This window comes from Sphaerisporangium sp. NPDC005288, from assembly GCF_040607475.1.
Classification (GTDB): domain Bacteria; phylum Actinomycetota; class Actinomycetes; order Streptosporangiales; family Streptosporangiaceae; genus Sphaerisporangium; species Sphaerisporangium rhizosphaerae.
On record NZ_JBEXGT010000019.1, the window covers coordinates 1 to 26,120 of the forward strand.

General features: G+C 75.1%; 16 protein-coding genes. 7 read left to right on the forward strand and 9 right to left on the reverse strand.

Going from position 1 to position 26,120, the window contains the following annotated elements:
• Nucleotides 1-2,976 (forward strand): AMP-binding protein (locus tag ABZU32_RS19070; RefSeq protein WP_354923827.1); only part of this gene is annotated, 2,976 nt, incomplete at its 5' end.
• A gap of 112 nt (nt 2,977-3,088) precedes the next feature.
• Here ABZU32_RS19070 and ABZU32_RS19075 read toward each other — a convergent pair.
• Nucleotides 3,089-5,035, reverse strand: coding sequence for a hypothetical protein (locus ABZU32_RS19075; protein ID WP_354923829.1), 1,947 nt, complete (start codon nt 5,033-5,035; stop codon nt 3,089-3,091).
• 264 nt (nt 5,036-5,299) lie between these two features.
• On the opposite strand from ABZU32_RS19075, the gene ABZU32_RS19080 reads away from it, so the two are divergent.
• The 3 genes from ABZU32_RS19080 (at nt 5,300) to ABZU32_RS19090 (ending at nt 13,426) form a co-directional block, all read left to right on the forward strand.
• Nucleotides 5,300-8,503, forward strand: coding sequence for a BTAD domain-containing putative transcriptional regulator (locus tag ABZU32_RS19080; protein ID WP_354923831.1), 3,204 nt, complete (start codon nt 5,300-5,302; stop codon nt 8,501-8,503).
• A gap of 105 nt (nt 8,504-8,608) precedes the next feature.
• Complete coding sequence (locus ABZU32_RS19085; protein WP_354923833.1) at nt 8,609-11,611, forward strand: glycoside hydrolase family 2 TIM barrel-domain containing protein; 3,003 nt, start codon at nt 8,609-8,611, stop codon at nt 11,609-11,611.
• Nucleotides 11,612-11,659: 48 nt separating this feature from the next.
• A complete protein-coding gene (locus ABZU32_RS19090) occupies nt 11,660-13,426 on the forward strand; it encodes a thiamine pyrophosphate-dependent enzyme (RefSeq protein WP_354923834.1) in 1,767 nt (588 codons plus the stop codon).
• Nucleotides 13,427-13,837: 411 nt separating this feature from the next.
• Here ABZU32_RS19090 and ABZU32_RS19095 read toward each other — a convergent pair whose 3' ends face one another.
• The 8 genes from ABZU32_RS19095 to ABZU32_RS19130 all read right to left on the reverse strand — a co-directional run bounded on the left by ABZU32_RS19095 (nt 13,838) and on the right by ABZU32_RS19130 (nt 23,187).
• Nucleotides 13,838-14,392: a hypothetical protein gene (locus ABZU32_RS19095; RefSeq protein ID WP_354923836.1), complete on the reverse strand. Its 555-nt coding sequence runs from the start codon at nt 14,390-14,392 to the stop codon at nt 13,838-13,840.
• Nucleotides 14,393-14,964: 572 nt separating this feature from the next.
• Nucleotides 14,965-16,416 (reverse strand): 3-oxoadipate enol-lactonase, encoded by a 1,452-nt coding sequence (pcaD, locus tag ABZU32_RS19100; protein WP_354923838.1) that lies wholly within the window; start codon nt 16,414-16,416, stop codon nt 14,965-14,967.
• Nucleotides 16,413-18,428, reverse strand: a complete 2,016-nt coding sequence (gene pcaB / locus ABZU32_RS19105; RefSeq protein ID WP_354923840.1) for a 3-carboxy-cis,cis-muconate cycloisomerase — start codon at nt 18,426-18,428, stop codon at nt 16,413-16,415. Before pcaB ends, pcaD begins: the two co-directional genes overlap by 4 nt.
• On the reverse strand, nt 18,415-18,987 hold the full coding sequence (gene pcaG / locus ABZU32_RS19110; protein WP_354923842.1) for a protocatechuate 3,4-dioxygenase subunit alpha: 573 nt from the start codon (nt 18,985-18,987) through the stop codon (nt 18,415-18,417). Before pcaG ends, pcaB begins: the two co-directional genes overlap by 14 nt.
• A gap of 289 nt (nt 18,988-19,276) precedes the next feature.
• Nucleotides 19,277-20,125: a protocatechuate 3,4-dioxygenase subunit beta gene (gene pcaH / locus ABZU32_RS19115; RefSeq protein ID WP_354923843.1), complete on the reverse strand. Its 849-nt coding sequence runs from the start codon at nt 20,123-20,125 to the stop codon at nt 19,277-19,279.
• Between the two features lie 10 nt (nt 20,126-20,135).
• Entirely contained in the window at nt 20,136-21,317 is a 1,182-nt protein-coding gene (locus ABZU32_RS19120; RefSeq protein WP_354923845.1) for an acetyl-CoA C-acyltransferase, read from the reverse strand.
• 108 nt (nt 21,318-21,425) lie between these two features.
• Nucleotides 21,426-22,175 (reverse strand): CoA-transferase, encoded by a 750-nt coding sequence (locus ABZU32_RS19125; protein WP_354923847.1) that lies wholly within the window; start codon nt 22,173-22,175, stop codon nt 21,426-21,428.
• Between the two features lie 169 nt (nt 22,176-22,344).
• Nucleotides 22,345-23,187, reverse strand: a complete 843-nt coding sequence (locus ABZU32_RS19130; protein WP_354923849.1) for a CoA transferase subunit A — start codon at nt 23,185-23,187, stop codon at nt 22,345-22,347.
• 305 nt (nt 23,188-23,492) lie between these two features.
• Here ABZU32_RS19130 and ABZU32_RS19135 point away from each other — a divergent pair, with 305 nt between their 5' ends.
• From ABZU32_RS19135 to ABZU32_RS19145, 3 genes are read left to right on the forward strand one after another with little or no spacing between them, the layout of a single operon-like run.
• Nucleotides 23,493-23,927 (forward strand): hypothetical protein, encoded by a 435-nt coding sequence (locus ABZU32_RS19135; RefSeq protein ID WP_354923851.1) that lies wholly within the window; start codon nt 23,493-23,495, stop codon nt 23,925-23,927.
• Nucleotides 23,928-23,958: 31 nt separating this feature from the next.
• Nucleotides 23,959-25,143, forward strand: coding sequence for a family 1 glycosylhydrolase (locus ABZU32_RS19140; protein ID WP_354923853.1), 1,185 nt, complete (start codon nt 23,959-23,961; stop codon nt 25,141-25,143).
• 52 nt (nt 25,144-25,195) lie between these two features.
• Nucleotides 25,196-26,035, forward strand: coding sequence for an alpha/beta hydrolase (locus ABZU32_RS19145; RefSeq protein ID WP_354923855.1), 840 nt, complete (start codon nt 25,196-25,198; stop codon nt 26,033-26,035).
• Nucleotides 26,036-26,120 lie beyond the last annotated feature (85 nt).

The window sequence follows — 26,120 nt, forward strand, 5'->3', positions numbered from 1 at the left end:
CCGGTGCCGGTGTGGTCGCCCCCGGCGGCCGACCTGGCGGAGGTGGCCGCCACGGCGCGGGCGCACGAGCCGGTCGCCGTGGCGGGGGACGCGCCCGCGTCCATCTTCTTCACCTCCGGCACGACCGGCGCCCCCAAAGGCGTCGTGTCACCGCACCGCGGCACCGTCCGCCTGTTCCAGGACTGCGCGTTCGCCGACTTCGGCGCGCACACGGTGATGCCCCAGGCCGCCCCGCTGCCGTGGGACGCCTTCAACCTGGAGCTGTGGAGCACGCTGATGAACGGCGGGACCTCGGTGCTCGTCCACGGCGAGCATCTGCTGCCCGGGCGGCTGCGCGAGATGGTCGCCCGCCACGGCGTCGACACCCTGTGGCTGACCGCCTCGCTGTTCAACCTGTACGTCGATGAGGACCCGGCGGCGTTCGAGGGAGTGCGGCAGGTGATGACCGGCGGGGAGCGCCTGTCGGTCTCGCACGTCCGGCGCTTCCTCACGCGCCATCCCGGGATCCGGCTGGTCAACGCGTACGGGCCGGTCGAGAGCACGATCTTCGCCACGACGCACCCGATCACCCTGGACGACCTCGGCGCGCACACGCAGGTGCCGATCGGCCGTCCTGTGGCCAACACCGCGGTGCACGTCCTCTCCGGCGACGACCGCCCCTGCGCGGTGGGGGAGCGGGGGGAGATCTGCATCGCCGGCGACGGCCTGGCGGTGGAGTACCTCGGCGACCCCGGGCTGACCTCGCGCAGGTTCACCACCGTGGACCTCGACGGCGTCCCCACGCGGGTCTACCGCACCGGCGACCTCGGCCACTGGTCCGACACGGGCCTGCTGCACTTCGCCGGCCGTGCGGACCGCCAGGTGAAGATCCGCGGCAACCGGATCGAGCCGGGCGAGATCGAGCGCGCCGCCGGCGAGGTGGCCGGGGTGGGCTGGTGCGCCGCCGTGCCGGTCGAGGAGGACGGGACCTTCCGCCGCCTGGTCCTGTTCTACCGCTCCGCGGCCGGCGCGGGCGTCGACCCCGCGGGCCTGACGGCGCTGCTGCGCCGCCGGCTGCCCGGCTACCTGGTGCCGGACGAGGTGCGCGAGGTGCGGCACATCCCGCTCACCCCGACCGGCAAGCTGGACCAGCCGGCCCTGCTGGCCATGACCTCCGCCGTCCCCCGCCCGGGCCCGCCGGCCGGGGGCGGCGCGCCGGAGGCGGCGGCGGGCGTCGCCGGGCAGGGGTCCCTGCGTGCCGAGCTGGCCGCCGTGTACGCCGAGGTGCTCGGGGTCGCGCACGTGCCGGGGGACGTCCCGTTCTTCGCCCTGGGCGGCGACTCGCTGGACGCGATGCGGCTGTGCACGCGGGTGGAGGCTCGGTTCGGCACGGCCGTGCCGATATCGCAGCTGTTCCGCACCCCCGAGGTGGACGCGCTCGCCGGGTGGCTGGAGCGGCCCGTCGCCGCGGCGGCCGAGGACGTCCCCGAGGAGGCGGTGGACCCGGCGCGCGTGCCGCTGATGCCGATGCAGGTCGGCTTCCTGCTCAGGCACCTCATCGACCCCGGCGACGTGTCCGGCCTGTGCCGGATGGCGTGGTGGCTGGACGGGCCGGTGGACGAGCGGGCCCTCGCGGGCGCGGTGCGGGACGTGACCGCACGGCACGAGGCGCTGCGCGCGCGGTACGTCTTCGACGACGACGCGGTGGCGGTCGTGACCGGCGCGGCGTCCACGGAGTGGCGGGTGCTGCCCGACGAGCTGTACGAGGAGGCGGCCTGGCGGGCGCTGGACGCGGCGCTCTCCCGCCCCCTGGACCTGGCGGAGGGCGAGGTGTGGCGCGCGGGGCTGGTGCGCGCCGCCGGCTCCGGGCGCACGCTGTTCGGGCTGGCGGTGCACCACGTCGCCTTCGACGAATGGTCGCAGGAGGTCCTGTGCGCCGACCTGTCGGCCGCCTACCGCTCCCGGCTCGGCGAGCACGGACGGCCCGGCGCGGACCCGTCCGAAGTCGGCCGCTCAGGGGACGGGCACGCCGACGGGGAACCGTCTCAGGGCGCCCGGCCCGGGGACGGGCGATCCGGCGTGGACCGGCCTTCGGGGCGGGGCGCCGCTCCGACGCTGGCGGAGGTGGTCACCGAGTACCGGCGGCAGCTCCGGCAGGCGGACCTGGCGGTCCAGCGCGAGTACTGGCGCTCGGCCCTGCGCGGCCTGCCCCGGCCGGCGGCGCCGCGGGTCCCCGTGGCCTTCGACCTGCTCGCGGACGAGCGCCCGCCGACGGGCGGGCGTCCGATCGCCCAGGACGGATGGGGCATGCCGGGCGGTTCGGCCGCCTCGGACGGACGGGGCGGGCGGGGCGGGCTGTCCTGGCGGGTCACCGCCGAGGAACTGGCCGTGTGGGACCGCGCCGCCCGCGCCCACGGCACCACCAGGTTCGCGGTGCTGCTCGCCGCGTACGCCGACGTCCTGTACCGGGTCACCGGCGAGGGCGATCTGACCGTCGGCACCCCGGTGGCGCGGCGCGGTGGGCCGGTGCTCAAGGACGCCCTGACCTGCCTGATCGACACGGTCTGCGTGCGGCTGCGCCCCGGTCTCGCGGGCGACGCGGGCACGCTGATCGGGCAGGCCAGGGACGCCGCCGGGGCCGCGCTCGCCGCGGCCGACGTGCCGTTCAGCGAGGTCGTGGAGCTGGTCAACCCGGTGCGGGAAGGCATGTCGAACCCGCTGTACCGGGTCATGTTCAGCCTGCACGACCGGCAGCCGAGGCTGCGGCTGGCCGGGTGCGCCGCCGAGTTCCGCCGTCCCGAGGCCGTGGACGCCACCTGCGACCTGGTCACCGGGGTGTGGCCGGACGACGGCGGCGGCTGCGAGGTGCGCCTGGCCCACCGGCCAGACCAGGTCCCGGCGGCCGCGGCCCGCGCCGTGGGCGAGGCGTTCACCGCCGCGCTCCGGCTGGGCCCGCGCTCCCTGCGCGCCGAGCCCTCGGCCCTCCTCACCCGCTGACCGTCGCCCCGTCCCCCCGCCCGCCACGAGACGGCGGGCGGGGGGAGGGGCGAGGCGCGGAAAGGGCCGGTCCCTGGAGGGGACCGGCCCTTTGAGGTGCGCGGACGCGCGGCTATCCGGGGTTGTAGGAGCAGAGAAGGCCGGTGTGGACGGTGGCGCGGAGCTGGCCGCCGAGGACGGGGTCGGCCTCGGTGATGCGGTTGAGGGCGCGGCGGATGGCCTTGCCGACGGCGATCCGGGCGCGTTCCTCGCCACCGGCGAACTCGCGGGCCCGGCCGGCCAGGCCGGCGGCGGAGGCGAGCTCGGCGACCAGCCAGTCGCGCTCGGCGCGCGAGGCGGCGGCGCGCTCGTGGTCGTTCATCGCCTCGTGCTCCTCGATCTCCGCCTCAAGGCGTGACAGGCGCTCCTTGTAGGTGCGCCTGGCCGCCTCGTCCAGCACCGGCTGGCCGGACGACCAGGCCGTGCCGGCGTCCCGGGAACGGGGGCCCGCGGCCAGGTCGACGGCGGGGACCTCGTAGCCCGGGTTCGCGATCAGGACGGCCAGGTGACTCATGCCGACGCCGTGGTCCACGACCGCGGTCCGGCCGCCGAGCTCGACCAGCCACTGCTCACCGCGCCGCCGGCACACCGCGCCCGTCGCGCGCCGCCCGCCGGCGGAGGGACGGGCGGCCGTGCCGGGCCCGCCGCCGGGCACGCTCATGCCGAGCGCGGCCGCTTCCTGGGCGGCCAGGGCGAGCTGCCGGCGCGCGGCCTCGTCACGGGGCCCGTGGCGCAGCGCGAACGCCTGCCCGAGCCGCGCCCGGGACAGCACGACCGCCGGCCGGTGCCCGATGGCCAGGTTGCCCTGGACGGCGGCCCGCAGGTGCTCCACGGCCCGGTCGAGGTCGCCGACGGTGAGCGAGGCGACTCCGAGGCAGTGGTGCACCGACCCGAGGCAGGCCGCTCCCAGGCTGACGACCACCGGCAGGTGGGCGAACGGCGCCAGCAGGGTGTACGCCTGGGCGGACAGCCGGGTGTCGGCGAGCAGGTGCGCCGCCTCGACGACCCCGTACATGGCCATCAGCCAGCTGCTGGAGCGCGGCAGGTCGGCCAGGTCCTGGCCGCACAGGCGGGCGAGCATGGCGGCCGCGAGGTGCCGGTCGCCCGCCGAGGCGGCCGCGACCGCGAGGCCCGCGAACGTGGAGTTGTCCATCGCGCTCAGCTCAGGCGAGCCGGCCAGGTCCGTCAGCACCCCGACCAGCTCGGCCGCCCGGCCCTGGTACCAGCGGATGGTGCCGAGCTGCGCCCGGTGCCAGCCCAGCGCGTCGATGTCACCGGCCTCGGCGCCCCGGGCCGCGCACGCGGCGGCGAGGGTCTCGGCCTCGGCGAACCGGCCGGCGCGGATGCTCAGCATCACCTCCATCGCCCTGACCACGAACGAGACGGCCAGGTGGTCGTGCTGTTCGAGCAGGGCGCGCAGCTCCCGCAGGCGCCGCTCGACGTGCGGGTCGGCCTCGGCGAAGGCGTCCACCGTGCGCCATAGCAGTCCCATCAGCAGGTCCCCGTGCCGGCCGGTGACCGAGGCGACCTCGATCAGCTCCTGGGCCAGGCGCCGCCGCAGCGCCTCGTGGCCGGGGCCGAGGACGCAGTGGTGGGCCAGGCTCAGCGCCTCGGCGAGCGCCACCGGGTCGCCCGCCTGCCTGGCCTGCGCGACGACGGTGAGGATCGCGGCGTGCCCGCCGGTGCGGTAGTCGTCCTCGCCGGTCAGCCTGGCCCGCAGCCGCAGCGCGGGCGAGGAGGCCGGGTCGGCGAGCGCCAGCGCGTGCCGCTGGCGCACCCGGACGTTCGCCGCGTCGGCGGCCGTGCGGTGCTCGTGCACCCAGAGGCCGCCGAGCCCGAGCGCGGCGCGGGCCATCGCGTCCCCGTCGCCGCGGCGTTGCGCGGCCCGGTAGGCCGCCTCGAACCATCGGCGGCCGGTGCGCAGGTCGCCGTCGGTGTGCAACGAGCTTTCCCCGGCTCGCAGCGACGACTCCGGTTCGCCCCCCGCGATCCGGGTCATCTGCATCTGTGCCCCGCTCACAGCCTTCCTCCGTAGTGTCGGTCATCCCCGTGTTCCCCCCGAGGGGCGCTTGGTGCGCCGGCTCCCGAGCCTGCTGGGCGGGCCTTGTAGGACGCTTGAAATTTTTAGTAAGTGATTAGTGCCGTTCGTCGGGATCGTGGTGCCATGGCGGCCGTGATGCCATGAACGGAGCCGTGCCGGATCGATGACCGTATATCCGCTTGTCCCGGCGGCGCGGACGGCCTATGCATGACGTGAACGGATAAGGCCGGTCAAGGGGGTTCGATGGAGTTCCGTGTCCTTGGACAGCTCGAGGTCTCCGAGGAGGGCCGGCCGGTGCCGCTCGGTCCCCGGAAACAGCGGGCCGTCCTCGCGGTGCTCCTCACCCGCGCGGGCCAGGTGATGTCCCTCGACCGCATCATCGAAGAGCTGTGGGAGTGCTCGCCGCCTCCGACCGCGACCGGCACCGTGCAGGCGTACGTGTCCAACCTGCGCACCATCGTCGAGCCGTCCAGGGTGCCCCGCGAGCCTCCCCGCGTCATCCTCACCCAGCCGCCCGGGTACATGCTGGCCGTCGCCCGCGAACAGCTCGACGCGCTGGTCTTCGAGGACGCCGTCAGGCAGGGCAGGAAGCTGCTGGGCAGGAGCCGGCCCTGGGACGCCCGAACCGTTCTGGAAGGGGCGCTCGCCCTGTGGCGGGGCACGCCGTACGAGAACCTCGCCGAGTACGCCTTCGCCCGCCAGGAGGGCGAGCGGCTGGGCGACCTGCGCCTGATCGCGATGGAGACGCACGCCGAGAGCCTGCTGGCCCTCGGGCTGCACCACGAGGTGCTGGAGGCCCTGGAGAGGCTGACCGCCGACCACCCGCTGCGCGAGAGCCTCGTGGCGCTGCGCATGCTGGCCCTCTACCGGGCCGGGCGCCAGTCGGAGGCCCTGGACGCCTTCCACCAGGTGCGGCTGGCGCTGGCGGACCAGTTCGGCATCGATCCCGGCCCGGCGCTGCGCCGCCGGTTCGACGAGATCCTCAGCCAGTCCGCCTCCCTGGACCCCGAGGTCCCCGTCCTCGCCCCGGTGACCCTGCCCGAACGCGTCGCCGCCCCGCCCGCGGAACAGCTCATCGGCCGCGGCCTGGAGCTGAGCCTGGCCGAATCCGACCTCAAGGGCGCGCTCGACGGGGAAGGACGCACGCTGCTGCTGGTCGGCGAGCCGGGCATCGGCAAGACCCGGCTGGCCGAGGCGGTCGCCGAACGGGCGGACACCCACGGATCCCTCGTCGTGTGGAGCCGCGCCGTCGAGGACGCGGCGACGCCCCCGTACTGGCTGGGGGTGCAACTGCTCAGGCGGCTGGCGGAGGAGCTGCCCGAGGCGTTCGCCGAGGCGGCCCGCCCGCACGCCACGCTGCTCGCCCCGCTGATCCCGGCGCTGCTGGAGGCGCCCGTCCCCGCCGACCCGCACCTGCGGGGCCTTTCCGCCGAGCACATCCGCGTCCCCATCTACGACGCCATCGCCCGCGTCGTGGTCCGGCTGGCCGCCCTGCGGCCGCTCACGCTGGTGTTCGAGGACCTGCACTGGGCCGACCCGCCCTCGATCCAGCTCACCGCCTACCTCGCCGCCGAGTTGTGGCGCTCGCCGGTGCTGCTGGTGGCCACGCTGCGCGACGACCGGCACGACCCGCCGGTCGCCGACCTGCTGGCGTCCCTGGTCAGGGAGCGGCGCACGCGCAGGCTGCAGCTCGGCCCGCTGGACGTGGACGACGTCGCCATGCTGGTGAAGAACTGCACCGAGGGCGCCGTCCCCTCCGAGCTGCCGGCCGTCCTGCACGAGCGCACCGGCGGCAACCCGTTCTTCGTCACCGAGCTCACCCGCATGCTGCGCAGCGAACGCGCCCTTAGCGACCAGGACATCCGCACCCGGCTGGAGCGCGAGATCCCGGCGGGGGTGCGGGACGTCATCCGCCGCCGCCGGCACCGGCTGCCCGACTCCGCGCGGGAGACGCTGTCGATCGCCGCCGTCGCCGGGCAGGAGTTCGGCATGGCGCCGCTCGCCACCGTCACCGGGCTGGACGAGGAGCGCCTGCTGGAGAGCCTGGAGAGCGCCGTCGTCACCGGCCTGCTCGTGGAGGACCCCTCCGCCGTCGGCCGCTACCGCTTCGCCCACCCTCTGGTCAGGGAGGCCGTGTACGCCGAGCTCGGCCAGGTGAGGCGGGCGCGGCTGCACGAGAAGATCGGGCTCGCGCTGCTGCGGTCCGGCGCGGACGTCGACGAGATCGCCCACCACCTGTGGGAGGCGTGGCCGGTGACCGGCCCCGCGGTCGCGCTTCCGCACGTCTTCGCCGCGGCGCGGCGCGCGCAGAGCTCCCTCGCCCACGAGCACGCCGAGACGCTGCTGCAACGCGCCCTGCTGCTGGCGCGGGCGCTGCCCGGCGAGCAGGAGCGCGTCGACCAGGAACTGCGCATCCAGGTGCGCCTCGGCGCGCTGCTCGCCCGCCGGCACGGGTACGCCAGCGAGCCGGCCCGCGCGGCGTTCCTGCGCGCCCGCGACCTGACCGCGCGCAGCGCGCTGCCGAGCGCGCAGTGGGTGCCGGCCGCCTGGGGACTGTGCGTGGCGGCGATCAACGGCGGCCGGCTGGACGAGGCCGAACGCGTCGCCCTCAGCCTCGCCGAGCACACCGAGGACGCGCTGGCCGCGCTCGCCGCCGTGCACGGCCGGGGCATGATCACCTTCTTCCGCGGGGACCAGCACCTGGCGAGCAAGCTGCTGGCCTCCAGCGTCGGCCTGGCCGACCGCGCGGGGGAGGTGGCGGCCGTCCTGCGGTTCAACGACCCGCGCGTTCACGGCCGGTCCATCGCCGCGCTGTCGGCCGCGCTGCGCGGGGACGACGCCGAGGCCGACCTCCTGGACCAGGAGGCGCGCGAGCGGGCCGCCGCCCTGGACAGCCCGGTGCCCGAGGGCCTCACGTCGATCTTCGCCGCGCGGCTCGCCTGGCTGCGCGGGGACGCCCACCTGACCTGGCGGCACGCCACCGCCGCCCTCGACCGGGTCAGCCGCTACTCCATCACCCCGATCAGCGTGATGGGCACCATCCTGGCCGGGTGGGCGGAGGCCGAGCTCGCCGAACCCGCGGACGCCGAGGAGGGCATCACGCGCCTGAAGTACGGCCTGGACGAGCTGTCGCGCACCGGCACCGCGCTCAACCGGCCCTGCTTCCTCGGCATGCTGGCCGAGCAGGAGCTGCGGCGCGGGCGTGCCGCCGACGCGCTGGCGCGGCTGGACCAGGCCGAGGAGATCGCCGCCGAGACCGGGGAGCGCGCCTTCCAGGCCAGGAACCTGCACCTGCGGGCACTGGCGCTCCACGCCTGCGGCCGCCCCGTGGAGGAGGCGTCGCGGCCGCTGCGCCAGGCGATGGTCGTGGCCGGCGCCCAGGGCGCGGTGCTGTTCCTGCGCCAGGCCGAGACGGCCCTCGCCCACCTCACTCCCGAGCCCGGCTGAGGGGTGATCATGCCGTCGGGGTGGTGTCGCGGGGGAGAGGCGGGGCGTTAGCGTCGTGGTGCACCGGTTCATCCACGCCGACGACCGACGACCAGAGGACCAACAGTGACGAGCGACCTGCCCGCCCTGATCTCCGATGATCTGTCACCCGAGGGTACGCCCCCCTACCTGACCTGGACCGGGCCGCCGGTCGGCACCCGGGCCCCGCGTACCGCGCCGGCCTGCCCGGGCCCGCGCCTGGGCCTCGACGGCCCCTGGCGGTTCCACTGGGCCGCACGGCCCGGCGAGGCGCCGCCCGGGTTCGCCGATCCGGGCTTCGACGACGGCGGCTGGGACGAGCTGCCCGTGCCCGCCCACTGGCAGCTCCACGGCTACGCCCGCCCCTGGTACACCAACATCCAGTACCCCTTTCCCGTGGACCCGCCGCACGTGCCCGGCGACAACCCCACCGGCTCCTACCGGCGGCGGTTCCGGCTCGGCGCGGACTGGCTCGGCGCCGTCGCCGCCGGCGGGCGGGTCGTGCTGCGCTTCGAGGGCGTCGACTCCACGGCCGCGGTGTGGCTGAACGGCGGCCCGCTGGGCCTGGTCGTCGGGTCCCGGCTGCCCGCGGAGTTCGACGTCACCGCCCACGTCCGTGAGGGCGACAACGTCGTGGCCGTGCGCGTGCACCAGTGGTCGGCGGCCAGCTACCTGGAAGACCAGGACATGTGGTGGCTTTCCGGCATCTTCCGCTCGGTCGCCCTCGAACTGCTGCCCGCCGGGGCTCCGTCGGACGTCGTGGTGCACGCCGACTACGAGCCGGGCACCGGCCACGGGCTGCTGCGCGTGGAGTGCGACGTGCCCGCCACGGTGGAGATCGCCGAACTCGGCCTGTCCGGCCGCACCGGCGAGGACCTCCCGGCCGGCCCCGTCGAACCGTGGAGCGCCGAGGCGCCGCGGCTGTACGAGGCGGTGGTCGCCACCGAGACCGGGCGGGTGGCGGTCGCGGTCGGCTTCCGCCGCGTCGGCGTCGACGGCGGGGTCTTCACGGTGAACGGCCGCGAGGTGCTGCTGCGCGGGGTCAACCGGCACGAGTTCCACCCCGAGCGCGGGCGCGCGCTCACCTTCCAGGACATGCTCGACGACGTGCTCATCCTCAAACGGCACAACGTCAACGCCGTGCGCACCTCGCACTATCCGCCGCATCCGCACTTCCTGGACCTGTGCGACCGCCACGGGCTGTACGTGATCGACGAGTGCGACCTGGAGACCCACGGCTTCGAGGCCGGGGGCTGGCAGGGCAACCCGTCGGCCGAGCCGATGTGGCGCGACGCGCTGGTCGACCGCATGCGCCGCATGGTGGCCCGCGACCGCGACCATCCGAGCGTCGTCATATGGTCGCTCGGCAACGAGGCCGGGACGGGCGCCGGCCTGGCGGCCATGTACGACTTCGCCAAGCGGGCCGACCCGTCGAGGCCCGTCCACTACGAGGGGGACCAGGAGACCCGCTGCAGTGACGTGTGGTCGCAGATGTACCCCACCACCGAGGCGGTCGCCGCCGTCGCCGCCCGGTCCGAGCCGCCGCTGCCCGACCCCGCCCAGGACGCCGCCCGGCGCGGCAAACCGTACCTGTTGTGCGAGTACGCGCACGCCATGGGCAACGGCCCGGGCGGGCTGCTCGCGTACCGCGAGCTGATGGAGTCCAGTGACCGGTGCATGGGCGGGTTCGTGTGGGAGTACATCGACCATGGCCTGGCCGCCGCCGACGACCGGGGGAGGCCGATCTTCGCCTACGGCGGGGACTTCGGCGAGTCGCCGCACGACGGCAACTTCGTGTGCGACGGGCTGATGTTCGCCGACCGGACGCCCTCGCCGGGCATGGTGGAGTACGCCAAGGTCATCGAGCCCGTGCGCGTGGAGGCCGCCGGGCCGGGACGGCTGCGGGTGCGCAACGTCCAGGACCACATCGGCCTGTCCCACCTGGAGTTCGGCTGGACGGTCGAGGCCGGCGGCGTCGAGGCGGGCAAGGGGACGCTCGCCGTGCCCGACCTCGCGCCGTGGCAGAGCGCCGAACTCGACGTGCCCGAGGAGGCGGCGGCCCTCGCGGGCTCGGATGACCGCTTCCTGACCGTGACCGCCCGGCTGTCCGCCGCCACCTCCTGGGCCCCTGCCGGCCATGTGGTCGCCCGCACCCAGCTCCCCCTTCCCGCCCCCGCCCCGGCCCCCTCGCCCGAGCCCGTCCCCACCGGCCCGGCCGCCGTGACCCCCGCCGGTGCGCGGCCCGTCCGCGAGGCCGGCGGACTGCTGCGGCTCAGGTCCGCCGTCTTCGACCTGACCCGGGGCGAGCTGCGCGAACTGGCGGGCATGCCCGTCGCCGGCCCCCGGCTGGAGCTGTGGCGCGCGCCCACCGACAACGACCGGCTCGGCCACCGGCCTGAGGGGGCGACCACCGCGGCCATGTGGGAGGCGCTCGGCCTGCACCGGCTCACCCACCGGCTCGTCTCCGCCCAGGAGGAACCCGGCGGCGTCGTCTTCACCGTCAGGACCGCGGCGGCCGGGCTCCGCGACGGGGTCCTGGCCCGCTACCGGTGGCGCGCCGCCGGGGACACGCTCTCCGCCTCGATCAGCCTCACCCCGCAGGGCGCGTGGGCGTTCCCCGTCGCCCGGCTGGGCTGGACCTTCGAGCTGCCCGCCGCGCTGGACTCGGTGACCTGGCTCGGCGGCGGGCCCGGCGAGGCGTACGCCGACACCCGGGCGGCCTCCCGGTTCGGCAGGTACACCGCCGCGGTCGCCGACCTGCACACCCCCTACGCCCGGCCCCAGGAGAACGGGCAGCGGCTCGACGTCGCCTGGGTGGAGCCCCGCGGCCCCGAGGGCGGGATCCGGGTGTCGGGCGAGCCGCGCTTCGGGTTCACCGCGACCCGCTTCTCGCCGCGGCGCCTGGCGGGCACCGCGCACCAGGGGTCCCTGGAGCCGGAGGACGTGCTGTACCTGCACGTCGACCTGGCCCAGCGGGGCATCGGCTCGGCGTCGTGCGGCCCCGCGCTCCCCGGCCGGCACGAAGTCCTGCTCACCCCGGTGACCTTCCACCTCTCCCTGAGCCCCGCCGCGGTGAAACGTGGGTCATGAAATGGCGCCGCATTGTTTAGCGCCCCCATAGTGGGCATCCCGCGAGGTATGACGCAGATCGCCTCGGAAGTACTCATCCAACGGCTGATCGCCTGGGGAGTCGACACGGTGTACGGCCTGCCCGGCGACGGCATCAACGGCATCATGGAAGGGCTGCGCCGGCACGCCGACCGGATCAAGTTCGTCCTGGTCCACCACGAGGAGGCGGCCGCGTTCATGGCGGTCGGCCATGCGAAGTCCACCGGCCGCATCGGGGTGTGCCTGGCGACCTCCGGGCCCGGCGGCATCCACCTGCTCAACGGACTGTACGACGCCAAGCTGGACCACCAGCCGGTCCTGGCCATCACCGGCATGCAGGAGACCAGCGTCCTCGGCACCGCCTACCAGCAGGAGGTGCGCCTGGACCAGGTGTTCGCCGACGTCGCCGAGTACAACCTCGTCGTCGACAACCCCGCCCAGCTCCCGGGGGTGGTCGACCTCGCGATCCGCACCGCCTACGCCCGGCGCGGGGTCGCCCACCTGACCGTGCCCAACGACGTCCAGGTCGCCGACGCCGACGCCGACCCCTACCAGCACATGGGCCCGGGCGCCCCGCCTCGCACCGCGCCGATCTACCTCGCCCCTCCGGGCGTGCCCCGCGCCGAGGACCTGCGGGCCGCGGCCGAGGTGCTTGACGCGGGGGAGCGGGTGGCGATCCTGGCCGGAGCGGGGGCCCTGCACGCCCGCCGGGAGGTGCTGGCCGTCGCCGACGTCCTCGGCGCACCGGTGATCAAGACCCTGCCCGGCAAGGCCGTCATCCCCGACGACTCCCCGTACGCGGTCGGCGGCATCGGGCTGCTCGGCACGCGGCCCGGCGAGGACCTCGTCGAGGACTGCGACACCCTGCTCATGGTCGGGACGAACTTCCCCTACACCAAGCACCTTCCCGAACCCGGCAAGGTGCGCGTGGTGCAGCTGGAGGCCGACCCGGCGCGGGCCGGCGCGCGGCTGCCCACCGAGGTGCCGATGATCGGGGACGCCAAGGAGGGGCTCGCCGCGCTGCTGCCCCTGCTGACCCGCAAGCACGACCGCGGCCACCTGGAGAAGTACCAGAAGGCCATGGACGGCTGGCGGCGGCGGATGGCCGACCTGGAGTCGCCCGGCCGCGACCCGATCGCCCCGCAGTACCTCGTGGCGTGCGTCGACCGCGCCGCGTCCGACGACGCGATCCTGACCTGCGACTCGGGCACCATCGCCACCTGGGCGGCGCGGCACTGGACCATTCGCGGCGACCGCGGCTTCTACCTGTCGGGCAATCTCGCCTCGATGGCCCCCGGGCTGCCGTACGCCATCGCGATGCAGCACGCCCATCCGGACAGGCAGGTGATCGCCTTCGTGGGCGACGGCGGCTTCGCGATGCTCATGGCCGAGTTCCTCACCGCAGCGCGGTACGGGCTGCCGATCACCGTCGTGGTCAACAACAACGGCTCGCTGGGGCAGATCCTGTGGGAGCAGATGGTCCTCGGGTTCCCCGAGCACGGCGTCCGCTTCGGCGCCCCGGCCTCGGACTTCTCAGGGTGGGCGCGCTCGTGCGGCGGATACGGCCGCAAGGTCACCGACCCCGGCGAGCTCGCCGGCGCGGTGGCCGAGGCGCTCGCCCACCCGGGGCCGGCGCTGCTCGACGTCGACGTCGACCCGAACGAGCCGCCCATGCCCGGCAAGGTGGAGTACCAGCAGGCCAAGAAGTTCGCCCAGGCGTTCCTGCGCGGCCAGCCCAACAAGGCGGCCATCGCCACGACCCTGTTCAAGGACCGCATCTCCCACCTGGGTCACTGACCCGGATGTCCTGCTCGGTCACCCGCCGCCGTCACCATGACCCCGGCATGGGAACGTGACGCCCCGGCGCCCGGCCCGGCCCCCGGCCGGTCCACCATGGCGGACCGGCCGGGACGTGGACGGTGCCGGGACGTGAAGGCCGCGACGTGGACGGCGCCGCGACGTGGACGGCGCCGCGACGTGGACGGTGCCGGGACGTGCAGGTCGGGACATGAAGGCGGTCGGGACATGAAGGCGGTCGCGACGTGAACGCGGTCGCGACGTGATGCCCGCCCGGCCGTGGGCGACGAGGCCCTCACGGTGCCCCGCGCCCGGACCCTCGGCCGCGCGGTGGCCGGGGCCCGGCCGGGCCTCGTGGGCCCGGCCGGTTCCCGGATGCCGGGCGTGTCCCCGGGCTTGTCCCTGTGGACCCTATTCGACCCTCCGCGCGGCGTCCTTCTTCGCGACGGGCTTCTCGTGCTTGACGTGGACCTCGTGCGAGTGCGCCTTCTCCGGCTTGTGGCGGAACCAGTCCCTCGCGTCTCGCCGGAGCGACTCGCGTGCCTCGTTGAAGCTGTGGAACCGGCGCATGTGCCGCGTGTGGTAGATGTCATCGGCGAAATGACCGTTGTGGTAGTGCCGGTGGTGGCCGTGGTGCCCGCGGCCGCCGCCTCCGCCGCCGCCCCCGCCGTACACGTCGTAGACGTCGGTCTTGCCGTGCTCGGGCTTGTAGGCGTGATGCTTGTAGTGCTTGTGCGGGCGCTTGACGTAGTGCTTGCGGGCTTCCTTTCTGGGCTTCTTCTCGGGAACCTCGCCTCCGCCTCCGCCCTCGGGCGCCGACGGGAACGCGAAGTCGACCTGGGAGCCGTCCTCGGAGGTGCCGGGGTGCGAGTCGGCCTGCGCGGGAAGCGCCGGCGCCATGAGCACCCCGGCCGTCATCGCCGCGCCGATGTACACGGACAGGGACCGGCCGTTGATCCTTCGCATCAAGGACCGCCTGTTCTCAGGTGAGATAATCACCTAACTACCCCCCAATTAGTTAAGGCAGCGAATTGCGCTTTGTATCACCATAATGGCGGCACATAGCTGAACTACCCCCATATTGCGGCGGCAACACAGATGATTAATGGGGCCAACTGTGTCGACTGCCGGTTAATACGGCAAAAGGGGTATGGCGCCGACGGGCCATTTGCACGGTATATCGGATGAAGGGCTTTATATCCCCATAACTGGGACCACCCGCGCGCGACCCCCGTCCCAGCCGCCCACCAGCGGGACACTGCTCTCGGCCGTCCACCGGCCGTCCACCGGCGGGGCACCGGTCCCGGCTGTCCACCGGCGGGGCACCGGTCCCGGCCGTGCACCAGCGGGACACCGGTCCCGGCCGTCCACCGGCGGGGCACCGGTCTCGGCTGTCTACCAGCGGGACATCGGTCCCGGCCGTCCACCGGCGAGACGTACGGCCGGCGCGTGCCGCCCCGGTCCGCTCCGCAAGCCTTCGGTGGACTTTGGAGCGGACCCTCGGGCCGGCGTTCTCTCGCGGCGGCCGGCCCGCCTGGTCAGCCGGTGGTGGGCGGAGGCTGTCCCGCTTCTTCGCCGAGCACCCGGTCGGCGACGGCGAAGGCACTGTTGGCGGCGGGGACGCCGCAGTACACGGCCGTCTGGAGCAGGACCTCCCGGATCTCCTCCGGGCTGAGACCGTTGCGCAGCGCCGCGCGCACGTGCATGGCCAGCTCCTCCAGGTGGCCGCGCGCCACCAGAGCCGTGAGCGTCACGCAGCTGCGGGCACGCCGGTCGAGCCCGGGGCGGGTCCAGATCTCCCCCCAGGCGTAGCGGGTGATGAAGTCCTGGAACGGCGCGGTGAAGTCCGTCGTGCGGGCGATGGCCCGGTCGACATGGTCGTCTCCCAGGACCGCACGCCGCACCGCCATCCCCTCGGCGTACCGCGCCCCGGCGTCCACGGGGCCTGCATGCTCCACGGGCGCGGCGACGCTCCGGTCGGCGGTCGTGGCGGTCGTGGCGTGCGTGGTCGCAGGGACGGGCGCGGGCGCAGGGGCGGATGCGGAAGCGGCCTCCGGAGCGAAAGCGGCCTCCGCGGCGAAAGCGGCCTCCGCGGCGAAAGCGGCGCCCGGGGCGGAAGCGGCCTCCGCGGCGGAAGCGGCGTCTGGGGCGGAAGCGGTCTCTAGGGCGTGATCGGTGTCCGGGGCGTGAACGGTGCCGGGGGCGGGGGACAGGTGGGCGAGCAGGGCGGCCAGAACGGGACCGGGGCGCTCGACGCCGGCCAGGTGGGCGGCGTGGCCCACCTCGGTGAGCGAGGCTCCCGGGATGCCGTCGGCCAGCTCGCGGGCGTGGCGCGGCGGAGTGGCGGGGTCGTCGCGGCCCGCGACGACCAGCGTGGGCGCGGTCACGCGAGGCAGATCGGCGCGCAGGTCGTAGGCTGCCAGCGCGTCGCAGCAGGCCGCGTAGCCCTCCGGGTCGGCGGCGCGAAGGTCCTCGGTCAGCGCCCGGGCCGCCGGCGCCCTTGCGAACGCCGGGGTGAACCACCGCGCGGCGGCGACGTCGGCCACCGGGCCGGTGCCCTCGGCCCGCACCAGTGCGGCGCGTTCGCGCCAGCTCTCCGGTTCGCCGAACCGGGCCGAGGAGCACACCAGGGCGAGCGAGGTGACCCGCTCGGGGTGGTGGACGGCCAGCCACGCGCCGACGGCCCCGCCCAGCGAGACGCCGGCGTAGGCGAAGGCGTCCAGGCCGAGCGCGTCGGCCAGGTTCAGAACCAGGCGGGCGAGGTCGGCGACGGTGGTGGCGCCCGGCGCGGTGCTGGGCAGCAGGTCGGCGGGGGAGCGGCCGTGCCCGGGCAGATCCCAGCGCACGACCCGGTGGTGGCGGGCCAGCACCGGCACCTGCGGGTCCCAGACGGCGAGGCTCGTGCCCAGCGAGGGCCCGAGGACCAGCGGCGGCGCCGAGTCCGCCCCGTCCACCCGGTGGGCCGGCGGGCGCGGCGCGGCGGCGGTCATGACGTCCTCTCGATTGTGCGCAGGGCCCGGTCGACCAGGGCCCCGGCGGAGCCCAGGTACCCCGCCGGGTCGGCGAGCGCCCGCAACTCCTCCCAGGAAACCCCGGCGTCCTCCTCGAACGGCCCGCCGTCCTCCCCAGGTGCCCGGGCGTCCTTCCCGGCCGGCTCGCCGTCTTCCCCAGGTGCTTCGGTGTTCTGCTCGGGTTGTCCGCCGTCTTCCCGAGGTGCCTGAGTGGTCTCCCCGGGCGGCCTGCCGTAGTTCCCAGGTGCCCCGGGGTCCTGCTCGGACGGTCCGCCGTCTTCCCCAGGTGCACCGGTGTTCTCCTTGGACGGCCCGGCGTCATCTCCTGGAGGCGCCGCGTCCCGCCTGGAGGCGGAGGCGTGCTGGTGGGGTAGGGCGGCCGCCACATGTGGTTCGGCGGCGAGGGCGTCATGGCGGGACAGGAGGGTCGCCACGTCCGGTTCGGCGGCGAGGGCGTCGGCCAGGTCGATGCCCTCCTCGGCGGCGCGGCGGGAGGCGCGGGTCACCGCCCGCTTCGCGCGGTCCCTGCCGATCGAGGCGGCCAGGGCGATGCTCAGGTGCTCGGCCGCCACCAGGCCGCCGGTCATGCCGAGGTTGTCGCTCATGCGCCGGGGGTGGACCCGGAGCCCCTCGGCCAGCTCCGCGGCTTCCCGGGCGGCCCCGCCGACCAGGCGGACCGCTTCGCGCGCCGGCTGCCACTCGGCGTGCCAGGCGCCGGCCGGACGCTCGTCCTCGGCGGCCAGCGAGCCGTGCAGCACGCCGGTCAGCGCGGGGACCTGCCGCGCTGCGGCGGCGATGAGCACCGCGCGCACCGGATTGGACTTGTGCGGCATCGCCGAGGACCCGCCGCCCTGGCCCTCCGCCACCTCACCGGCCTCGGTGCGCGACAGGACGAGCACGTCAGCCGCCATCTTGCCCAGCGCGCCCGCGGTGAACGCCAGCGCCCCCGCGAGGTCGGCGATCGGCGCCCGCAAGGTGTGCCACGGGAGCACGGGCTCGGCCAGCCCGGTCTCGGCCGCGAAGGCGGCCAGCAGCCGCACCCCGACGTCACCCTCCCGATGGGCGGCTCCGGCCCGCACGCTCGCGTAGGCGTGGAAGGCGGCCAGGGTGCCGGCGGCGCCGCCGAGCTGGGCGGGCAGGCTCGCGCGTACGGCGGCCAGCCGGTCGCGGGCGCCGGCGGCCAGGGTCAGCCAGCCGGCGGCCTTGAGGCCGAACGTGGTCGGCACCGCGTGCTGGGTGAGCGTGCGGCCCGCCATCGGGGTGTCGCGGTGCGCGACGGCCAGCTCAGCCAGCGCCCGCACCGTCCGCCCGAGGTCGGCCAGCACCGGTTCGAGGGCGCGGCTCGCGACGAGCATCAGCGCGGTGTCCCAGATGTCCTGGCTGGTGGCGCCGCGGTGGACGTACGGGGCGGCCTCCGAGTCGCGGGCCGCGACCGCGGCGGTGAGGTCGGCCACCAGCGGGATGACCGGATTGCCGCCGGAGCGGGCCCGCGACGCCAGGTCCCTGACGTCGTACCGTGCCGTCTCGGCCGCCGCGGCCGTCACCGCGGTTGCCGCGGCGGCGGGGGCCAGCCCGACCGCCGCCTGGGCGCGGGCGAGCGCCGCCTCGGCGTCCAGCATGCCCCGGACGAACGCGGCGTCCCCGGTCGCCGCCTCGACCTGAGAACCCGCCCAGACCGGTGCGAGCAACCCCACATCCGCCCAATCCGAGCCGGCGGCCGCGGACGGGCCGACCGGATCGGACGGGATCTCCACGGAGGTGGCGGCGCCCGGGGTCGGGCGGGCCGCCGGTTCGCCGGGGCCTGGCCGGTCGGCGGCATCGGAGGACTTCGCGGAGGCGACGGCGTCCGACGTCGGGCGATTCGGCGGTTCGCCGGAGCCAGGCCGGTCAGCGGCCGGGTCGGCGGGGGCGGGTGTCTTCGCGGAGGCGGTGGCGTCCGGGGTCGGGCGGGTCGCCGGTTCGTCCGGGCCGGGCCGGTCAGTCGAAGGCAAGGAACACCGTCTCCTCGTGGACACCGTCGTGCTGCAGGCGGATGTCGAACCCGTAGACCTTCTCGCGTTCGGCCACGGCGAGCAACGTGGCCCGCCGCTCCGGCGGCAACGACGCCAGCAGCGGCTCGGTGGCGGGGTCGGCGAGGTCGGGCAGGTAGACGCGGGTGAACAGGTGGTGCAGCAGGCCGCGGGCGAAGACGCACACCGAGATGTACGGCACGCCGCCCGGCGGGAGCGTGCGCACCGCGTAGTGCCCGTCGGCGTCGGTGGCGACGCGCCCGAACCCGGTGAAGTCGACCCCGGTGCGGCCGATGACGGCGCCGGTGACCTGGTCGCGGCGCAGCGACCCGGGAGCTCCCGCCCGCGACCCGTCGGCGGCGGGCTGCCAGAACTCCAGCATCGCGTCCGGGACGGGCGACCCGGCTCCGTCGAACACCCGGCCGTGGACGGTGACCGTGCCGGGATGCCCGGTGGGGGCCATGTCCTCGCCCTTGGCGAACGGCAGTGCGTAGCCGTAGAAGGGGCCGACGGTCTGCGACGGGGTGGGCTGCCGCGTCATGGGGCCTCCTCGATGGGCCGGACGATGGACGGGGGTACGGGCAGAGGGGACAGGTGGGCGCCGGGCCGTGAACGGCGGGGGCCTGAGCGGAAGAGCGAGTGCGGGCGGGTCATCGCGCCGGTTTTGTCCAGGTCGCGCCGGGACCGGACAGGACGATGTCCTAGCGGTAGCGGTTTTGTCCAGGTCGCGCCGGGGTCGGACCGGACGGTGTCCCGGCGGGGCGGTTCGGTCGAGGTCGCGGTGGGACCGGACCGGACGATGTCCCATCGGTGTCCGAGTGGGCGGGTCATCAGGCCGGTTCGGTCCAGGTCGCGGCGGGGCCGGACAGGACGATGTCCCAGTGGTATCCGAGCGACCATTCCGGGGTCGACAGGTCGTGGTCGTACCGGGCCACGAGGCGCTCGCGGGCCGCGTCGTCGGTCACCGACTGCATGATCGGGTCGAACGTGAACAGCGGGTCGCCCGGGAAGTACATCTGCGTTATCAGCCGCTGTGTGAAGGCGGAGCCGAAGACCGAGAAGTGGATGTGCGCGGGCCGCCAGGCGTTGTCGTGATTACGCCACGGGTAGGCGCCCGGCCTGATCGTCGTGAAGGCGTACCGGCCCTCGTCGTCGGTCAGGCAGCGGCCGACGCCGGTGAAGTTCGGGTCCAGCGGCGCCGGATGCCGGTCGCGCTGGTGGGCGTAGCGCCCGGAGGCGTTGGCCTGCCAGATCTCGACGAGCTGCCCGCGCACCGGCCGGCCGTCCCCGTCGAGCACCCGTCCGGTGAGGTGGATGCGCTCGCCCAGCGGCTCCCCGTGATGCTGGCCGGTGAGGTCGGCGTCCAGGTCGGTGACGTCGGTGACGCCGAACACCGGGCCGCTCAGTTCCACCGCCTCGGGGTCGCCGACCGCCACCAGGTCGTGGCGCGGGTGACGTAGCAGGCTGCTGCGGTAGGGCGGATAGCCCCGCGCCGGGTGGTCCCGGCGGGCCGCGCCGCCCTCGACGGCCTTGACGTAGTCCTGCCGTGCCTGCGTGATCTCCGCGCTGATGATCTCCTGGGTGACCGGCGCGGCGGCGCCGCCGACCGGCGGGCCGGCCTCGCGCGCGTTGCCGGCCGGTGCGGGGACGGCGGGAGACGGCTCGGGGGTGGTGGGCATGTGTCTGTCGCTACCTTTCCAGGACCAGGGCGATGCCCTGTCCCACGCCGATGCACAACGCCGCGAGCCCGGTGCCGGAGCCCGCGGCGGCGAGCTGGTGGGCGACCGCCCCGGCCAGGCGGGCCCCGGAGGCGCCGAGCGGGTGGCCGATGGCGATGGCGCCGCCGCGGGGGTTGACGACGGCCGGGTCCAGGCCCGGCCACTCGGCCAGGCAGCCGAGGGCCTGCGCGGCGAACGCCTCGTTGAGCTCGAAGACGGACAGGTCCCCGAACCCCTTGCCCGCCCGGGCCAGCGCCCGCCGTACGGCCTCGACGGGGCCCAGGCCGTAGTACTGCGGCTCGACGCCGGTGACGGCGGAGGCGCGGACGCGGGCGAGCGGCTCGCGCCCGACGGCCCGCAACCCCTCCTCGTCGCACAGCAGCAGCGCCGCCGCGCCGTCGTTGAGCGGCGAGGAGTTCCCCGCGGTGACGGTGCCGCCGTCGGGGCGGAAGGCCGGCGCGAGCCTGGCCAGGGACTCCATAGAGGTGTCGTCGCGGATCGCCTCGTCGCGCGGCTGCTCCACGCCCTCCACGGGGACGACCTCGCCGGCGTAGGCGCCCTCCCGCCAGGCGCGGGCCGCCTTCTGGTGGCTGGCCAGGGCGAAGGCGTCCTGCCGCTCGCGGCTGATCCCGTACTTGCCGGCGATCAGCTCGGCGCCCTCGCCGAGCGCGACCGTCCACTCGGCGGGCATGCGCGGGTTCACCATGCGCCAGCCGAGCGTGGTGGAGTACATCTCCTGGTGCCCCGCAGGGAACGCCCGCTCGGGCTTGGGCAGGACGTAGGGCGCGCGCGACATGGACTCCACTCCGCCGGCCACGACGACGGAGGCGTCCCCGGCGGCGACGGCGCGGGCCGCCTGGACGACGGCCTCCATCCCCGAGCCGCACAGCCGGTTGATCGTCGTGCCCGGGACGGTGACCGGGAGCCCGGCCAGCAGGACGGCCATGCGGGCGACGTCGCGGTTCTCCTCGCCGGCCCCGTTGGCGTTGCCGAAGAACACATCGTCGATGCGGGCGGGGTCGAGGTCGGGGCTGCGGCCGGCGATCGCCCGGACGACGTGGGCGGCCAGGTCGTCCGGGCGGACCTTCGACAACGCGCCGCCGTACTTGCCGAACGGGGTGCGGACGGCGTCGACGATGTACACCTCGCTCACTGGCGCACCGATCTCTTGCCGGTGGTCAGGAGACTCATGCGCGGCCCTCCTTGTGAAGACGGGTGGACGGACGGCCGGGAACGCCTGGCGCCGGGCGCGGCCGGCATCTCAGGCGGCCTTGAGGGTGCGCAGGGCCGTGAGCTCGGCGTCGGTGGGGGGCGGGGTGGTGGCGACGTGGTCGGCCGTCTTCAGTGGCCAGCCGGTGGCGGCGCGGGCCTGCTCGACCGTCACCCCGGCGTGCAGCTCGGTCAGGACCAGCTCGGCGGTCCGCGGGTCCGGGCGCAGGACGCCGAGGTCGGTGATGACGGCCACCGGCCCCCCGCCGCGCAGGCCGAGCCGTTCGCGGTCGCCGCGTCCCGTCCCGTGGCCCACCGAGGTGGTGAAGTCGAGCCGGTCGACGAAGTTGCGGGTCGAGTGGCGCAGCACGATGAACACCTCGCGGCAGCTCGCCGCGATCTCCGGTGCCCCGCCCGCGCCGGGGAGCCGTCCCTCCGGCCGGCCGGGGCCGCGGTCGATGACGGTGGTGTTGATGTTGGCGAACCGGTCGAGCTGGGCGGCGCCGAGGAACCCGACGTCGATGCGCCCCGCCTGCAGCCAGTAGTTGAACACCTCGGGGACCGAGACCACCGCGTCGGCCGTGTCGGCCAGCTCGCCGTCCCCGATGGACAGCGGCAGCCGGGCGGGCTTGGACCCGAGCGCGCCGGACTCGTAGATCAGGACGAGGTCGGGGCGGCAGGTGCGGCGGGCGAGGTTGGCGGCCGTGCTCGGCAGGCCGATGCCGACGAAGCAGGTGCGCGCCCCGGCCAGGGCACGGGCCGCGTTGACGGTCATCACCTCGTCCGGCGTCCAGTCGCTCATCGGACGCGGGCTCCTTCGCTCTGCGCGGCCGTGCCGCTCCGGATCGCGCGGGCCGTCATCGGGCGCGGGCTGCTTCGCCGCGCGGCCATGCCCCCGGGGATCGTGCGGGCCGTCATCGGGCGCGGGCTGCTTCGCCGCGCGGCCGTGCCGCCGGGGATCGTGCGGGCCGTCATCGGGTGGGGGTGTCCTGGCTCGCGGGAGCCGGCGCGTCGTGCGTGATGTTCTCCCTGAGCCATGTGGCGAACCTCTCACGGTCGCGGGAGATCGGGTCCCACGCCTGGTAGAAGCCATTGTCACGGACCGAGTAGCCCGCCGCGTAGGAGGGGTGGGCGCCGCCGGGCGCGGGCGCGACCGCGGTGATCGCCCAGCCGGGCAGGACGACGGCGCCGGGGCGCGGCCGCAGCTCCTCGACGATCTCCTCGACGGTGACCAGTACCCGGCGGGCGGCGAGCGCGGCCTCCTTCTGCACCCCGGTGAGCCCCCAGAGCTGGACGTTGCCCTCCCGGTCGGCCTGCTGGGCGTGGATGACGGTGACGTCGGGGTTGAGCGCCGCGACGGCCGCCAGCTCTTCGCCGGTGAACGGGCAGGTCACGGTGGCGACGGTGTCGGTGCGGCCGGCGAGGTCGGTGCCGCGGTAGCCGCGCAGCACGGCGAAGGGGAGCCCCGAGGCCCCGGCGACGTAGCGGTTGGCCATGCCCGCGTGGCTGTGCTCGTCCACCTCCAGCGGGCGGGGCCAGCCGTTCTCCACCGCGTCCCGGAACCGGTGCAACGAGCCGACGCCCGGGTTGCCGCCCCAGGAGAACACCAGTTTCCTGACGAGCCCGGCGCCGATGAGCTGGTCGTAGATCACATCGGGGGTCATCCGGATCAGCGTCAGGTCGGTGATCCCCTGCCGGATGACCTCGTGGGCCGCGGCGAAGGGGATGAGGTGGGTGAAGCCCTCCATCGCGACCGCGTCGCCGTCGTGGATCAGCTCCGCCACCGCTTCCGGGAGCGTACGGATGTCAGCCAATGTCCCTCGTCCTCGCGTCGGCGCGGCCAGAGCCCTCTCGACGCGCTGTCGGATGATCGTGAGAGTGTTCGCCTGGCGAACAGTTGTTCATTATAGTGCCCCCAAAGTCTGGTCTCCGGCCCCCGGCCCTGTCAACGACACCCCGGCGCCCCACCCCGAACGGGCCGCCCGCGCCCCTGTCCGAGGAGGCGTCCGGCGCCGGGCGCACCAGCCCTCCACCCCGTGTCCGGGCAGGCCGCACCCCTGTGTCCGCCGTCGGCGAGAGATCAAACCTTGCGATGTTTCTATGGTTTTGAGACGCTGCGATGGTGGACGCCACGAACACACCGCGCGGCCGTGATCTGCTCATCGCCGCCAGGGCCGTCGCCGTCGCCCTCGGCCACACCGCCGCCGAGGTCACCGAACTCGCCGTCGAACTCGGCCAGGACGGCCGCCGCGACTGGCAGACCGCCGAACTGCTCCTGGCGGCGCTCGCCGAGCTGGCCCGCCGCGACCCGGGCCGCCGCGACCTCGTCGGCGCCGTCGAGGCCGGGGAGATCCTCGGCGTCTCCCGGGCCCGCGTGCACCAGCTCGCCGAACGGCCGGACTTCCCCGCGCCGCTCTGCGTCCTGGCCGCCGGCAAGCTGTGGGCCCGGGCGGACATCGCCGCCTTCGCCGCCCGCTGGCACCGCCGCCCCGGCCGTCCCCGCAAGCCCGCCGAAGGCCGCGCCGTCCTCCAGCTGCCCGCGCTTCCGGGTTGACAGCGGTCCGGGGCGCGTCTAAGCACCAGGTATGCCCAACCTGAGCGCCTTCCCGCCGGAGTTCCTGTGGGGCGCGTCGTCGGCCGGTCACCAGATCGAGGGCGGCAACGTCGCCAGCGACTTCTGGGAGATGGAGCACGCCTCCGGCACCGTCTTCGCCGAGCCGAGCGGCGACGCCTGCGACGGCTACCACCGCTGGCGCGAGGACGTCGGCCTGCTGGCGGGCATCGGGCTCAACGCCTACCGCTTCAGCCTCGAATGGAGCCGCGTCGAGCCGGAGGAGGGGCGGTTCTCCCGGGCGGCCATCGACCACTACCGGCGCGTCGTGGAGGGCTGCCACGAACGCGGCGTCACCCCCGTGGTGACCCTCCAGCACATCACCGTCCCGCGCTGGTTCCGCCGATCGGGCTGGTGGACCGGGCCGGAGGCCGCCGCCCGTTTCGCGCGCTTCACCGAGGCGGTGCTGCCGATCGTCTCCGAAGGTGTCGGCCACGTCTGCACCATCAACGAGCCCAACTTCGCCGCGATGCTGGAGCACGACCTGGCCCCGGCCCGCGCGGCGGGCGGTGCGCCCGCGGCGCCCGGCCCGGCCGTCACCGAGGCCTTCATCACGGCTCATCGCCGAGCCGTCGAGGTGCTGAGATCGGTGCCGGGGCTGGCGTGCGGCTGGACGGTCTGCGTCGTCGACCACCAGCCCGTCGAGGGCGCCGAAGAGGCCGCCGCGGCGTGGGCCCGTCCCCGGCAGGACGTCTTCCTGGAGGCCGCCAAGGGGGACGACTTCGTCGGCGTGCAGGTCTACACCCGTGAGCTCATCGGACCGCACGGCCCGCTCCCCGTCCCCGAGGGCGCGGAGACCACCCAGATCGGCTGGGAGTACTACCCGGAGGCCATCGGTGGCGCGGTCCGGCACGCCGCGACGGTCACCGGGGGCACCCCCATCCTGGTGACCGAGAACGGCGTCGCCACCGCCGACGACACCCGCCGCGCCGAGTACCTCACGCGGGCCCTGCGGGCGCTGAAGGCCGCCATGGACGACGGCGCCGACGTCCGCGGCTACTTCCACTGGAGCCTGCTGGACAACTTCGAATGGCTCCTCGGCTACCGGCCGACCTTCGGCCTCATCGCCGTGGACCGGGCCACCTTCGGCCGCACGGTCAAGCCGAGCGCCCACGTGTACGGCGCGATCGCCAGAAGCGGCCGCCTTCCCGGGCCGTGACCTCACGCGACCCGCCGGATCACCCCGGCGCCGGGGCTGGGAGGATTCGGCCATGCCTACCTTCGCCGCGTACGACGGTCTCGATGTCGCCTTCCGGGTTCACGGCGATGGACCTCCGGTGATCTGCCTGCCCGGCGGTCCCATGCAGGACCCGGCCTACCTCTCCGACCTCGGCGGCCTGTCCGCCCACCGGCGGCTGGTCATGGTGAACCTCCGGGGCACCGGCGGGTCGGCGACGCCCGCGGACCCCGCCACCTACCGCTGTGACCGCCTCGTCGACGACGTCGAGGCCCTCCGCGAGCATCTCGGGCTCGACCAGGTGGATTTGCTCGCCCACTCCGCCGGCGCCAACCTCGCGGTGCTCTACGCGGCCCGCCACCCCGAGCGCGTCAGCAGGCTCGCTCTGATCACCCCGAGCACCATGGCCGTCGGCGTCGCCGTGACCGGCCACGACCGCCGCGAGGCCGCGCGGCTCCGCGCCGGCGAGCCGTGGTTCCCCGAGGCCTTCGCGGCCCTGGAAAGGGTCACCGAGGGCAAGGCCACCGCCCAGGATTGGGAGGCCATCGTGCCCTTCTGGTACGGCAGGTGGGACGCGGAGGCGAAGGACCACCACGCCGCCGAGGACGGGCAGCGCAACGACGAGGCCGCGGGCGTCTACGCCGCCGAGGGCGCCTTCGATCCTGACGCCACGCGCGCGGCGCTCGCCGGGTTCCAGGCGCCGGTCCTGCTGCTCGCGGGGGAGGCGGACGTGGCCGCCCCGCCGTCCGCCATGGCCGAGGTCGCGGCGCTGTTCCCCGGCGCCACGCTGGTCGTCCAGCGCGGGGGCGGCCACTTCCCGTGGCTCGACGACCCCGGCCGCTTCGTGGCGACCACCGCCGGGTTCCTCGGATGAGGGTCCGTCCCCGGCGGAACGCGGCGGGCCGGCCCGGCCGGACGCCGGGAGAACACCCTTCCCGCACGCCGCCGGGGCCGGGCCG

What these genes read in the sequence shown, in the direction of transcription:
- ABZU32_RS19080 (WP_354923831.1), top strand. Translation starts at nt 5,300, where the DNA reads ATGGAGTTCCGTGTCCTTGGACAGCTCGAGGTCTCCGAGGAGGGCCGG.
- ABZU32_RS19090 (WP_354923834.1), top strand. Translation starts at nt 11,660, where the DNA reads ATGACGCAGATCGCCTCGGAAGTACTCATCCAACGGCTGATCGCCTGG.
- ABZU32_RS19095 (WP_354923836.1), bottom strand. Translation starts at nt 14,392, where the DNA reads ATGCGAAGGATCAACGGCCGGTCCCTGTCCGTGTACATCGGCGCGGCG.
- pcaD (WP_354923838.1), bottom strand. Translation starts at nt 16,416, where the DNA reads ATGACCGCCGCCGCGCCGCGCCCGCCGGCCCACCGGGTGGACGGGGCG.
- pcaG (WP_354923842.1), bottom strand. Translation starts at nt 18,987, where the DNA reads ATGACGCGGCAGCCCACCCCGTCGCAGACCGTCGGCCCCTTCTACGGC.
- pcaH (WP_354923843.1), bottom strand. Translation starts at nt 20,125, where the DNA reads ATGCCCACCACCCCCGAGCCGTCTCCCGCCGTCCCCGCACCGGCCGGC.
- ABZU32_RS19125 (WP_354923847.1), bottom strand. Translation starts at nt 22,175, where the DNA reads ATGAGCGACTGGACGCCGGACGAGGTGATGACCGTCAACGCGGCCCGT.
- ABZU32_RS19135 (WP_354923851.1), top strand. Translation starts at nt 23,493, where the DNA reads ATGGTGGACGCCACGAACACACCGCGCGGCCGTGATCTGCTCATCGCC.
- ABZU32_RS19140 (WP_354923853.1), top strand. Translation starts at nt 23,959, where the DNA reads ATGCCCAACCTGAGCGCCTTCCCGCCGGAGTTCCTGTGGGGCGCGTCG.
- ABZU32_RS19145 (WP_354923855.1), top strand. Translation starts at nt 25,196, where the DNA reads ATGCCTACCTTCGCCGCGTACGACGGTCTCGATGTCGCCTTCCGGGTT.